The sequence below is a fragment of the Schaalia canis genome (assembly GCF_003858455.1).
GTDB classification, from domain to species: Bacteria; Actinomycetota; Actinomycetes; order Actinomycetales; family Actinomycetaceae; genus Pauljensenia; species Pauljensenia canis.
This window is the reverse complement of the sequence record NZ_RQZF01000007.1, coordinates 24,174-37,657: the sequence shown is the minus strand read 5'-3', so window position 1 is coordinate 37,657 and position 13,484 is coordinate 24,174. Positions and strand designations below refer to the sequence as shown.

Sequence of the window (13,484 nt, the reverse complement as noted above, 5' to 3'; positions counted from 1 at the left end):
AGCCTATCAGTCCTCACGCAGCACTCACGTGCGCCCTCGCGCCGTTGAGGCAACAGCCGTGCGAAGCAGCACTTCACAAGGCCCACGCTTACCGGCATATTCCAATGCGACACACAGGGCTGCAGTCAGCAACCACGCCGCCCAGGCAAAAAGCACATTCACGCTCTCTGAAATCGGCACACCGAGCTTCCCAACGCCCACAAATATTGCCAAGAAGATCACGGTCTGTAGCAGGTACGCCGTCATCGAACGCCGTCCAACGGCCGACAGCACCCAGCGGATGCCTCGTAGTTCACCGGTGGCGGGGGCAGGACCAGCAAAGAACGCCAACAGGCTCAGCCACCCCCAAGCACCAAGAGGACCGCCCACTAAGGCTGTCACATGAATCCACCACGAGGGTTCCCAATCAACTAGCTCAGCCATAAAGAGCCCTCCCGGTAGGCCCAGCAAAAACGCGCCGGTCAAACCAAAGAAAGCGCCGCATAGCAGGAAGGAACGATGTCGTTCAGGGTGGGTGATGATGTCGGTTGTCGCCAGGTAGGCTCCGATGCCAGCAGACAGGACGATCGGGGTAAAGAGATTCCCACTGATGGTGGCAACGAACCATAAACCGAGGTTTCTCAGCAGGTCCCACGGCCAGTAGCTTAAGACGATGAGATGGAAACCCTCCGCACCCCCTGGCTGGGGGGTGAAAGCAACACTGGCGAGTCCCGCGAGGAACGGGACAATACCAATAACGATCATGGCGCGGTAGCGCTCGCGAGCAATCATTCCCGCAAACACCAAGGCAACGAGCGCGTAGGTGCCAATAATGTCGCCGGGGAACAGCAGACCGTGCACCAATCCGAAGAGCAGCATCCACCAGCCTCGGCGGCGCAGCAGTTTACGTGCGTTGACCGTCGCAACGTGCAGGGCGGATTCTTCTTGAACTGCAGTGTCACCTGCCGACGGGGAGGGCGAATCACCGGATTCTCGGGAGGCGCGCGCCTTATTGACGTCGTTTGCTTTTCGGCGCATCACCATTGTCATTAGACCGAAGCCAAAAAGCATCGCAAACAGCGGGTAGGCGCGTTGGTTAATGAGCCCCACACGCAACACGGTAAAAATCGCATCAAGCGTCGTGCTGAGCATCTGCGTGGGCACCGCCTTGGACCATATGCCAACGTTGGCCAGCGCAATCAGAATGAGCATAAATCCACGGGCAACGTCAGGCGCCGGATAGCGAACTCCGCCTCCGTCAGTAAAAGACACTGCCTTGGCCATATAGCGACCCTAGCAGGCGCTAAGAAGACCGCCACTTTTATGCGTTGTGCACGCACTGACCGGGGAAAATATGCCCCTAAGTTCAATGGCAGGCAGGTCGCATAGTCGGCAGGTCATGTGGCAGCCGGGTTATGTTGCAGTCAGAAAGGCGACATCGGCAATGACAGGCCGCGGTTCCACTGTGCGCGTCTGGGCAACCGCCCGACGTAACAACACCTCGAAGGGGCCACGTTTTCCTGCCTTTTCCAGTGCCACACATCCAGTCGCAATCAGCGCCCACCCAAGGCAGGCAATAAGCACGTTCGCTGACTCTGACACCGGCAGTTCTACAGCAGAGGCAACAGAAAAAACTAGGAGGAAGAAAAGGCTCTGTGCAAGGTAGGCCGTCATTGAACGACGCCCAACAGCGCAAAGAACCCAGCGGGCACCTCGTACATCTGTCCCCTGACGGGCAGGGCCAGCAAAGAGCGTCAGGAGGGACAGCCAGCCCCAAGCCGCCGGGACACCCCCCAGAGAGGCCAGGCCGTATATCCACCACATGCCTTCGCCTGAAAGGTAGCCCCCTTCGACAAGGCCTGCGGGCAGTCCGGTGACAACACCAACGCTCAAACCCACGATGGCACTGGCCATGAGGAGGTGGCGATGGCGTTCTGGGTGGCTGATGATGTCCGCGGTGGCAAGGTAGGCGCCGAGCGCCGCAGCCAGAAGAATATTTGAGAAGGCCAGTGAGGTGAGGGTGATCGTCACCCACGTTCCCAGGTGCAACAGAGGCGTCAGCGGCGTGTATTCCACAAGCAGCAATTGTTCGGTTTCGCCCGTGGGGATCAGTTCGTCGATGCCGACCCCCACGACGCCCAGTAGGAGAGGAATAACCCCCAAGGCGATCATCGTTCGGTATTTTTCAGCAACAATCAGGCCCGCAAAGAGAAGTGCCACAAGGGCGTAGCTGCCGATGACGTCGCCGGGGAAGATGAGCCCGTGGAGCAGACCCACCAGCAGCATCCACCAAGCACGGCGATGCAGGAGATTGCGAGCCTTTTCCGAGGCAACAGCCAGGAGATATTCTGGTCGCGACCGGCGGCTCATCGCATCGGCACGCCTGCGGGCATATTTGAGTGAGTGCGCGCGTTGGCGTTGAACCATGATTGCCAGGCCAAAACCAAAAAGCATGGCAAAGAGCGGGTAGGAGCGCTGGTCCACAAAACCAAGGCGCAGGATGGTGAGGAAAGAATCCAGGGCGGAGGACGTCTGCCATGTGCCGGTGAATGCCGCCCATGTGCCAACGTTTGCCAAGGCAATGAGGAGCAGCATGAAGCCGCGCGCGACGTCGGGCGCGGGATAGCGGGGCGCATTCCCTTCAGTGAATGACAGAAGCGTTGACACGTCTGTGACCCTAGCGAAGTGAACTCACAGTTTGCTGCGAAGTAGATGATCTTTTAGCAAGGTGGGGATGATGCGTCAAGGAGCCTTTCAGCCTAATGTAAGGGGCGTGTCATCTTCCCTTCCCTTTACACCACCTGCAGGTTTCACTCCGCCTGAAGGCGCGCAGGGGTGGCCTCGTCGCCGCCCTCCTCGCCTGCCTGACCGGGGCGGTTTGCACCCTGTGCGGGTGGGGAAGCGTGTCAACGTGAAGGAGGCGCGGGCGCTTGAGGGCACCTTAGCCCAGTGGATGCAGGCGCATATTCCTCGACTGTCGCCGCAAGAGATTGCCCAGGCTTTCGCGCGCGGCGACGTCTGCGATGCCTGGGGGCATGTGCTGGATGCTTCCACTCCGGCGCGGATTCTGGAGTGGCCGGTGTATATGTACTGGTCGGCTGCAGACGAGACCACCGACTTGCCGCACATTCCCGTGGTCTACAGGGGCGATGGTTGGCTGGTGGTCAATAAGCCCAAGGGGTTGGCTACTCAGCCTCGCGGATCCTATGTGGCGCGAACAGTAACGGTGGCGCTGCGTCGCCAAGAGGGCAATGCGAACCTCAGTCCCGCTCACCGACTGGATCGGGCGACCTCGGGGCTGCTGTTATTTACTGAGCGGCCAGAACTGCGCCGCCCCTATCAGGAGCTTTTCGCGCAACGGAAAGTGACGAAGCTCTATCACGCTGTGGCCGAGGCCCTGCCGGATACGCCGATTGCAGGTGGCAGCGACGAGGGCGTTGTCGTCACCGTCGATCCGCCGGAAAAGCCGGGGTGGATCAAGGTGGCCAGCCGGATAGAGAAGGTGGAGCGCGTCATGGTGTCGCGCATTGTGCCTGGCGAGGTCAATGCCGTTACCTACCTGCGGGCAACCTCGCACAGGGTGATGGTGCGCGGGCGCGAGTTCAGGGTGTACGAGGTTAGTCCCTTTCACGGTAAGACCCATCAGATTCGTCTGCACTTTGCTGCCCTGGGCGCTCCCCTGGTGGGGGACCCTTTATATGGGGGGTTTAATGCTGCGCCCTACGGTGAAGACCAGGTGCCCGAGGGTGCTTCACCCCTGCACCTAGAGGCTGTGCGCCTGGAGTTTATAGATCCCCAGACCGGTAAGGCCGTGAGTATTTCCCTGCCGTAGCTGACACCGGATGCTGCACTTGCTTGAACAGCACTGCACCCTCCCCTATAAAACTGCGCCTTGTTGTTAATCTTGCGCCGTGTGCGGGGCAGTTTTAGCAACAAGGCGCAGGATTGGCATACCAGCACCGCTATAACTCAGCACTGAGCCCCGCGCCCTCTGTGAGGGTGCGGGGCTCAGTGGAGCTCAGGCTGGTTCCACGCTCTGAGGATGACAGCCTTCAGCGTGTGCCTTTAGCGGCAACTGCTGCCTCCTGGCATCTAGCGTCGCAGCGCAGCAGCCGGATACTCAGAGCGGCGCCGCAGGGCGTATGCCCCTGCTGCCAGGATCGTCAAGATCAGGCTCAGCGCCAGGGCCGGTGAAGTATCAGCGCCGGTCTTAGCGATGACTTGTTTACCTGCACTGCCCTTGCCAGCAGAAGCATCCTTACCCGGCTTATCCGCACCAGGCTTATCCGCACCGGGCGTCGCCCCACCGTGAGGGGTGCTCTGTGGAGCGTCGCCGGGAGTATTTCCACCATTGTCACCGCCTGGCTTGTCGCCACCGGGCTTGTGGCCTCCATTTCCGCCAGATGACGGGGGAATCGGCCTGTTCACCACGGTTCCCAGATCAACGACCTCACCCTGGCGGGTAATCGTCGCTGAGTAGACGGTTTTTGAGGTGACATATCCTGCGGGAGCCTCCGTTTCCTCAACCGTGTACTTCCCGAAGATCACATCGGGGAATACCACGCGGCCGTCGGCGCCACTGACTGCAGTAGCGAGCTTTCCGCCCTCCATATTTCGCAGGACGAAGGTAGCCTGCGCCAAAGGCTTGCTGTAAGGGTCAACCTTCGTCAACACGATGCTGCCTCGAATCGGAGCATTTTCAAATGGTGCCCCTGCTTCAACGACCACGCCGTGTTCCTTGACAGCAACCTTTCGGCCGCCAACCTCGGGTGAGGGGTTATATCCCGCCGCAGGCTCGGTTTCCCGCACGGTCCACTCGCCAAAGGCAACGCCCTCGAACAGTGCTACACCATCCGCGTTGGTCACAGCCGTGTACACGGGAACCTCGGCCTGCGCCTCGTCCTTGTCTGCGGCGTGACCAGCAGCCTTGTCAGCCGTGGGGAACAACCCGAAGGTGACACCCGCCAAAGGTTTCTTACTGTCGGCGTCAACCTTGTTCACGCGGACAGAACCTCGGATGGGGGTATTGCTGAGTTCACCCGCATCAACAGTGACTCCATTTGTCGTCACGGTTGCCTGCAATGTTTCACTGGTGGAAACGTAGCCAACAGCGGGGGCAGTCTCAATGATCGTGTATTCGCCTGCGCGAACGTTGTCGAAGCTCACGAGGCCGTCCTTGTCGGATGCCGCATTCGCCACGCGCTCTCCTGCGGGGGTGCGCAGCTCAAAGGCTGCGCCCATCACGGGCTTGCCAGTTTCCGCATCCTTCTTATGGGCAGTCACCGTTCCTCGTACAGCCGTGTTGGCAATACGACCAAGGTCAACTCTTGCACCGTCCTCACGAACCTGCACAGGACGCGGGGTAGCGTCCAGAACAAATCCAGCCGGAGCACTCGTTTCCACCAGCGTGTAATCCCCGTAGGGGACATTCGCGAAGGTCACAGCACCGTCATCACCTGAGGTAGCGGTCGCAGTCGTCACTTCACCGTTCTTCAGGGCAAACACTGCCCCTGCCAGAGCCGCATCGTCATCTGCGGACCACTTCACGGCGGTAACCTCGGCCTTCTTAACGCGGTTGGTGACATCACCGACGGCGACAGTCTGCCCCTGGTCGGTGATATTCACCGTCTGCGACCAGGCAGCGTCCACAACGTAACGTTCGGGAGCGCTGGCTTCCACCAGGGTGTATTCGCCATGTTTGACGTCGGCGAACACTACCGCGCCGTTCGCGGTGGAAGTCTGCGTGTAGACCACCGTGTCGCCCTGCTTCAGCTCAAAGACGGCGCCTTCAACGCCCACGGTCGTATCGTCGGCGTCAACCTTGCGTAGCGTCACCGACCCCTTCTTGATCTGGTTGGGGAAGTTGCCAATGTCAACGCGTTGGCCTTGGGCGGAGATCACGACCTCTTGAGTGAGTGTGGACTCAATGTAGGCTGCCAAGCCCTTCTTTTCTTTGAGCACGTATTTCCCGAAGCGCACATTCTCAAAGAGAGCCACGCCACCGGGCCCACTGGTCGCCACGTACGCGGGGGTGTCAGCGGCGGCTCCGGCCTCGTTGACGGGGTAGAGGCCAAACTCGACGCCCACCAGCGTCACTGTGGGGTCTTCAGCATCCACCTTGGTCACCGTAACAGAGCCGGTGATGGGGGTATTCGTGAAGCGATCAGCCTCCCCCGTCAGATCCACACGCTGCCCGTGAGTGTCAATACGGAAGGAACGCCCGTCCGCAGGCACAGCGGGGTTGAAGCCAACTGCGGGGGCGGTTTCTTTCACGAGGTATTCGCCGTAGGGCAGTTCGAAGTCAACAAGGCCATCGGCGTTTGTCGGCTTGTCGTCGGCAACCTTCACGCCGGCCGGAGTGAACACCGCGAATCGCGTCCCGGGGATGGGCGTGCCGCTTCCAGCCTCAACCTTCTTGACCGTGACCACACCCATCTTCTTGACGTTTTCGAAGGGGGTGGCGGTCAGATCAACGTTCTGGCCTTGGGTAGCGATGGTGACTTCACGCATGTCCGTCGTGTTGAGGACGTGAGTAGCAGGCGCGGCCGTTTCACGGAGCTGATAGGTGCCCGCAGGCACGTTCATGAAGGTCACAACGCCGTCGGTATTGCTTTGAGCGATCTGCGTCGTGTCAGCGGCGAAGGAGCCATCCGCCTGGCGAGCATACAATCCAAAAGTTGCTCCAGAGAGAGGAACGTTTGTGCCTGCTTCGACCTTCTTGGCAGACACTGCGCCCTTGATTGGCGCGTTTGTTACCTGCCCCAGGTCGATAACCTGCCGGTTCGTTGAGATCACCACGTCACGGTCAGCGGCGTTCATTTCATAACCGGCGGCCGTTTCAAGCTCGCGTACAACGTAGGAGCCAAAGCGGACGTCCTCGAAGGTGAGCGTCCCGTCGGGGCCGGTTGTTTGTTCGGCGATCTTCGCGCCGACGGCTCCACCGTTCTTCACGAAGAGGCCAAACGTGACGCCGGGCAGAGGGGTTGTCGGCCGTTCAGCGTCAACCTTTGTCAGCGTGACACTGCCCTTAATGGGGGTGTTGGCCACGTTGTTCAAGGTCACGGCGTTGAGGTCGGCAATGGTGACGGCCTGCTCGTCCGCTGTGGGAAGGTAGCCTACCGGGGCGCTGATCTCACGTAGCGTGTAGGTGCCGAAGGCGACGTTTCGGAATTCGACGTTGCCACCGTTTGCCGAGGTCGCCTGGTAGGCGGCGTCATCAGCCGCGTTCCCTGCAACCCCCGGTGCGAACAGGCCGAACACTGCACCGTCAATGCCTGCGCCCGTGTCTGCGTCAACCTTCTTGACGTTGACGTGTGCGCTGATCTTCGTGTTGGGGAAGGCGGGAAGTTCAATGACGGTGTTGTGCTGGGCGGCGCCCACAGTGACCTCGTGGGTGTCTGCGGAGCGGACGTAGCCAGTTGGTGCTGTCTTTTCCACCAGCGTGTAGGTACCTGCCAGCACATCGCTGAAGGTTGCTACACCTTGAGCGTCCGAAGCCGTTGAGGTGTATTTGACTTGCGTTCCCTGACGCAGTTCGAATACGGCACCGGGCAAAGTTGTGCTGGCTGAAACGGCGTCAACCTTCACGACCTTGACGGTGGCTTTGATCAGTTCGTTGGCCACTGTTGTGTCGGGTGCGGTTGTTCCGTCGGGTGCGGTCGGCGCAACGGGGGTGACGGTCACCTCCACGGGGGCCGCAAGGGGCAGGTAGCCCGCAGGTGTTGAGGTCTCCCGCAGCCTGTAGGTGCCGTAGGGCACCGCAGGGAAGGTGGCGATACCTTCAGTGTTTGACGAGGCAGTCTGCGTTGCGGGTGTCGGCGTGGGGGCAACCATCCCCGGTAGGGGGGCGGCCCATTCAAGGCTGAACTCTACGTCAGCCAGGGGTGCGCCGGCTTGGTCGACCTTCTTGATGGTGACGTCGCGGCTAACGGCACGTACGCCAAGGTTTCGCACCACTGTTGCGTTGTCGGGGTTGACCGCGAAGTCTTCCGTCCACACGGCGTTTACTGCGGCGGCTTGGGGGCCTGCACAGGTTTCTTGTGTTGCCTGAGCGTGTTCAGTTGAGCCAACCGCACACTTTGCGCCGTGAGATGCTGTTTGGCCTTCCCCTGCGGGTACTACGGATGAGCCTGCAGACTTTTCGAAGAACACTCGGTAGTTGCCGCGTTTGAAGAGCTCGAAGGAGTAGCGCCCATCGTTTGTGGTTGTTTCAGCGACTTTCGCACCTGATTCTGCGTCGTGCAGTGCGACTTTCAGGCCTGAGAGTTTCAGGTCTGCGGTGCCGTCACTGAGCGTTGAATTGCCATCAAGGTCAGCGAAAACGGTTCCTTCCACGAGGTAGCGGGCGGCTTCAGCGGTGACATCGTTCGTTTCGATGTATCCGGTGTTGGCCTGGGTGGAGGTCGCGAAGGAGTTGACTGCGCGCGATCCCGCTGGGAGGGCTCGCATCTGCTCCGTGTCAGGAATCCTATTGTGTGTCACCACTTCAATATGGGCGTGGCGTCCCAGGCTTTGTCCTGGCTTGAGTGCGAGTTTGATGGAGCGGACGGCAGACCAGTCGGTGATGTCGTTTGCTGTCTTCCACTGTGCGTTGATTGCGCTATCGGTGTCAGCGCCTTGGGGTTCCAGGGCGTAGAAGATATCCCAGCGTTTGATGATTTCCGCGTTTTCTGGCACGGTTTCCAGTGCTTCAACGAGAGGTGTTTCAAAGGCGGAGTGGTTGACGTGCTCGGTGCTTCCATCGACGTTGTGGCGCGCCCACGTTCGTGGAAGGTAGCGGCCTCTGACGTCCTCAACGATCTTGTGGTCGTTTGCTTGGGGCAGGACATCAATCATGTAGAGGGATCGGGTTTCCGTGAAGGAACGGTTGTCTACCTCGAATCTGTAGTAGATGTCACCACCGAGGTCTTGGGCGGGGGCGTTCACGAACCAGTTGGCCTTGTCAAGAGAAACGGACTTACGCGCGATGAGTTCCAAAGGCGGATACATCTTGAGAGGGAGTGTCATGCGCATGAAGTACTCGGCGGTATCGCCGTCGCCGTCAAGGTCCAAATTATCAAGGTGATGGTTCCAGTTTGGTTTGACGATGTTGTTATTGGACCACACCGTGTAGTACTCGACGATATTCGTTTCTGGAGCTGCCTTGGCATTAATGGTGGTGTCGAGGTGGAAGACGCTGCGTGTGACTCGCTCGTGTCCGCCCACGTTGGTGTGGTGGGGGATGTTGCCGTAGTTGTAGATGAGCGCTGTCTTGCCACTGTTCCTGTAGTTGGCGACGATTCGCGGTTCAATGGGCTGAGGCTGGATTACACCGTCAATTTGTGTTTGGACGGTGCGGACATACTCGATACCTGCGGGAAGCAGAACGACATGCTGGACGTCTTTCATTGGGAGTGTTGACTGTCCCCAGTTTCCTTGGGCGTTGCTGGTGACTGCGAATTCACCAAGTCGAGCGCAGGCGAGTTCTGCCGGGGTACGATCCCTTTCGGCTTTCCACAGGTAGGGCGGGTAGAGGGTTGAAAGATCACCCTTCTTTTCGCATTTTTCGTAGGTGAAAGCACGTTCTGAGGTGTGCTGGGTATCCCAGTTAATTTGGCTTTGACGATCATCACCGATCCACATGGCGATCTTGGGTTCGATGGGCTTAATGGTGATCGCGTTGTTGCCTGCGTGGGTTTCTGCGCGAACCGAAAGGGTGAATGGGGCGTTCTGTTCGTCGCCCTTGATTCCTTCTGCGGTCACCCAATTGTCGTACTGCTGTTCCTGGGTGTAGGTTCCATTGGCCCATTTGGCCATTTCGGATTCCAGGGGAGCTGCGCTGATATTGAAGTATGTCCAGGAGTTGTCTTGCACGAAGGGCGCGGAGAAACGAACCTTCAAGCCAGAGTACTTGCGGGCCTTATCGTTAATGAAGATGGCCGGATCGTTGGAGTTCATATCCGCGGCAAGGAGTTCTTCCTGTCCGTCCTCGGTTACGCCATGAAGGGAGACAGTGAGGTCGTTGAATTGTGCCTCAATGTCGCGCGGTTCGAGTGTTCCGTTATCTCGTTTCCCGAAGTCTCCGCTTCGAGGCGGGGTGAATCTGTGGAAGTAGAGGCGCGGATCAAGTTCAGTGTCAGTAAAGGTGGTGAAGTTTGATGTGATGCCGCCGCTGGCCTTTGGTGTAATTGCGGAACCGTTATTGACGTTTCCCACCCACAGACGCCACAGCATGATGTCGGTGTTGGGGTCATCAAAGTTCAGCGGCGTTCTATCGCGGAAGAGCATGCCTCCATCGAAGATGAAGTTCTGGCTGGCTATGTGCTTGTCCATTTGGTCGCTGGACGTCCTGCCCGGGAAAGCGGCCTTTGGTTGGGGCTTGAAGGTCGTGGTTGAGGTGACCTCGGGGAGGGTTTTTTCGGATGCAGTTCCGGGATCAAAGGTAATAGTGCTCTTGAGGACGTATTCGCGAGGAGTCTTTGCGGCAACGTCAGAGTAGATCTCGGCGTTTTCAAAGCTGAGTTTGATGCCCTCACAGTAGGTTTGTCCACCGCATGGATGCCAGTTTTCACGGTGCAGCGGTCCTTCGTAGGTGACAGTGTGAGCACCTGGGTCGTACACCCATTGCCGGTCCTGCGTGCCCCACCATCCTGCGACGTAGGTGGCACCTGCGGGAAGCTTGGTGACGATCTTCATTCGTTGTGGGGCGTATTCGCCCCACCCGTCCTGTCGACCACCGTCAAGCACTTCTTTTGCTGAAACCGTGTAGTGATGGATGATCGGCTGGGCAGGTGTGTGGGTAGCAGATGCTACGTCGTCGGTTTCAAAGGGCACCTCGCAGGAAACCCGTGCCGCAGCTTGGCCTCTTTGACCTTCATTGCAGTAGTTGAAGGGGGTGAATTCTGTAGCGACCTTCGCTTTGAAGGTTCTGGATTCTGCGCGGAGCGGCTGGGTGTTATCCCCCTCGAAAAGTTCCCAGGTGATTGTTGTCTGGGTTCCAGGTGGGGTTTGGCGGTTGAGGTATGACAGCGGTACGGGGATTGAAAAGTTCGTTGCTCCCGTTACTGCTGCAATGTAGTAGTCCTTGCACCAGTGGGTGTCGGTGTCGCAGGATTCGCTGCGTTGTGCAAATTGTGAGTCGGGGATTCGCTGCACCGATAGGGCTGGTGATTTTTCGATTGTCAGTCGGATGCGCGCGTTCAGAAGGCGCCCCGTCGTGGCTGAGGCGTCAAATTGCGCTGTTGTGGTAAAGGGTTGTCCCGACCAGAACTCTGAGGGTTGTTCCCCATCGGGATCAACATCGTTGGTCAGGATTCTCATGACGATTTTATTGAGCCCTTCATCTGAGGGCGCGCCAGAGGCTGAGGGAAGGAACCATGTGACGGCTCCGGTGATCACAAGCGCTGCTACAAGCACACTTGAAATCCAAGTTTTCAATGAAAAGCGAATAGGCATACACTAACCATATTGTCATTTTTCTCAGAAATCTAGTTGCTTCTACAACAGATATGCATAATTCGTTCAGCAAACTTTCAGACTCTGTCGGCACCTCTTAATACTTGCTGAATACCCTGAATACTGCCGCACTAAATGCGTCCACATTGCGATACATGTTCACCTGTGCATCGATTTTGTTTGACAGAAAACATGCCCCGACCTCGACATCCCTCAGCGACAGGCCAATACGTTTTGTACAGACTCCGCTCGCGTCTAGTGCAACCCACGCTCCTAAAACTGCGCCTTGTTGTTAATCTTGCGCCGTGTGCGGGGCAGGATTAACAACAAGGCGCAGGATTGGGGCTATACGACAAAAGGGAATGCCCACAGAGCCCCCAGACTGGCCCGGCTACGAAAGCGTCACGAGCATGTAAAAACCCCACACAAAAGCCCCGCAGTTCCACAGGAACTACGGGGCGACTGGCGGAGGATGGGGGATTCGAACCCCCGAGGGCTTGCACCCAACACGCTTTCCAAGCGTGCGCCATAGGCCACTAGGCGAATCCTCCGTGCACACAAAAGTGCGTGCTCAGATATGTTAGCGCCTTTGCCCGGTCAGCACCTAATCCGATCCCCACTCCCCTACCGTGGGATCGCTCACGCAACGCAGGCCACCTCGGCACTCACACCCGCTCGCACACGACAGCAACCTCAGCATGATCGGTGTGCGGGAACATATCGAAGAAACGCCCCTCCACCACGTGGAGCGTGGGCATGGCAGCCAGGTCTTTCACCAAGGTGACAGGATTACAGGAGGAATAGATGACGCGCGGCGCGGAACACTCGTTCAACCACCCGGCCAGCGCCGCCCCGATTCCTCGACGCGGCGGGTTGACGACGACCACATCAGGCGCTTCCTTCGTGTCCTGAGCGACCGCCCAGGCAGTGGCGTCTGCGGCAATAAAACGAGCGCGAGCCTGCGCCTGGTCAGCCCAGAGGTCACGGGCGGAACGCTCGGCCGAAGAGATCGCAACGGGCGAAACCTCCACGCCTACCACCTGGCGCACTCCCGCAACGGCGGCGTGCAGGGCAAACCCTCCAACCCCGCAGTACAGGTCCCACAAGGTACCCGGCATAGAAGATGCCCCACTTCCCGCTGCGGGCACACCGCGCTCCCCCGCTGCCCAGTGCGCGGCCTGCCGGTAGAGCTGCGCGGCAACCTGAGTATTGGTTTGGGTGAAACTCTGCGGCCCAGCGTGTAGGGTCACATCCCCCACCTGCATGGGCAGCGTGGCGGCTTCGGTGAGTAGGACTTCCTCTGGCCCTTCCACGAGGGCTGCGTGCGTGGGGTGCAGGTTCACGCTGGCAACGACCAGCGTGGGCAGGAGTTCTTGCAGACGAGGCAGCCGCGAGCGCAGCAGCGCCTCGTAGCGACGCGAACGCAGGACAAAGCGAACCATAAGACCACCGTCAGCGGCGACGGTAACCAGCAGATACTTCAACTCACCACGGCGGGCGGCAACGTCGTAGGGTTCAAGCCGCAGCTCCGCAACGAAGGCGGCCAGGGCAGGCATGGCGGCGCGAAGTTGCGGGTCCAGGATGGGGCAGGCGGACAGGTCAACGCCCTTCCAGTCGCTGTCTAGAAGCCCGAGGGTGGGCGCGCCCGCCGTGCCGCCGACGGCCATTTTTGCTTTGGTGCGAAAGTGTGTAGGCGTTGAGGCTCCCGCCTCACACCAGGTCATGTGGGCGGCGTTGGGGAGGGCTCTTAGAAGGGTGTCGGCAGAGGCTTGGCGGCGCCGGAGTTGTTCGGGGTATGCGACGTCGAGGTGGGTGCAGGATCGGCAGAGGCCTCGCTGGTGGTAGTCGCAGAACATAGTGACATTGTGTCATGCCGGGGCTAGGGGATGGGGTGAACTCTGAGGGGTGCACGATGAGGGAAGCAGACTGCGAGGTATGTGCCCCGCGTGCTGATCTGTACCCTCGTGGTCTGGACAGGGTTGCGCCCGGGGTGAGGATTGTCAGATCCTCACCCCGGGCGCAGCTTGGGCGGCTCATCCTAGGAAAGGAAAGCCCTGTCAAGTACTACCGAA

General features: G+C 59.2%; 5 protein-coding genes and 1 tRNA gene. 1 reads left to right on the top strand and 5 read right to left on the bottom strand.

The features are described 5' to 3' along the window. Positions 1-24: 24 nt before the first annotated feature. Positions 25-1,263, bottom strand: a complete 1,239-nt coding sequence (locus tag EII11_RS07305; RefSeq protein ID WP_124870856.1) for a DUF418 domain-containing protein — start codon at positions 1,261-1,263, stop codon at positions 25-27. 129 nt (positions 1,264-1,392) lie between these two features. Beyond that, positions 1,393-2,646 carry a DUF418 domain-containing protein gene (locus tag EII11_RS07300; protein ID WP_124870853.1) on the bottom strand — a complete coding sequence of 418 codons (1,254 nt, stop codon included), beginning with the start codon at positions 2,644-2,646 and terminating at the stop codon, positions 1,393-1,395. 106 nt (positions 2,647-2,752) lie between these two features. Here EII11_RS07300 and EII11_RS07295 point away from each other — a divergent pair, with 106 nt between their 5' ends. After that, on the top strand, positions 2,753-3,811 hold the full coding sequence (locus EII11_RS07295) for a pseudouridine synthase (protein ID WP_165867100.1): 1,059 nt from the start codon (positions 2,753-2,755) through the stop codon (positions 3,809-3,811). A 260-nt stretch (positions 3,812-4,071) separates the two neighbouring features. Here EII11_RS07295 and EII11_RS07290 read toward each other — a convergent pair whose 3' ends face one another. The 3 genes from EII11_RS07290 to EII11_RS07280 all read right to left on the bottom strand — a co-directional run bounded on the left by EII11_RS07290 (position 4,072) and on the right by EII11_RS07280 (position 13,268). Beyond that, entirely contained in the window at positions 4,072-11,373 is a 7,302-nt protein-coding gene (locus EII11_RS07290) for an MSCRAMM family protein (RefSeq protein ID WP_165867099.1), read from the bottom strand. Positions 11,374-11,875: 502 nt separating this feature from the next. Continuing rightward, a tRNA-Ser gene (locus tag EII11_RS07285) sits at positions 11,876-11,963 on the bottom strand. 114 nt (positions 11,964-12,077) lie between these two features. Continuing rightward, positions 12,078-13,268 carry a methyltransferase domain-containing protein gene (locus EII11_RS07280; protein ID WP_124870844.1) on the bottom strand — a complete coding sequence of 397 codons (1,191 nt, stop codon included), beginning with the start codon at positions 13,266-13,268 and terminating at the stop codon, positions 12,078-12,080. Between the last annotated feature and the right edge of the window lie 216 nt (positions 13,269-13,484).

Coding starts and splice junctions, on each gene's coding strand:
- EII11_RS07305 (WP_124870856.1), bottom strand. CDS start 1,263: ATGGCCAAGGCAGTGTCTTTTACTGACGGAGGCGGAGTTCGCTATCCG.
- EII11_RS07280 (WP_124870844.1), bottom strand. CDS start 13,268: ATGTTCTGCGACTACCACCAGCGAGGCCTCTGCCGATCCTGCACCCAC.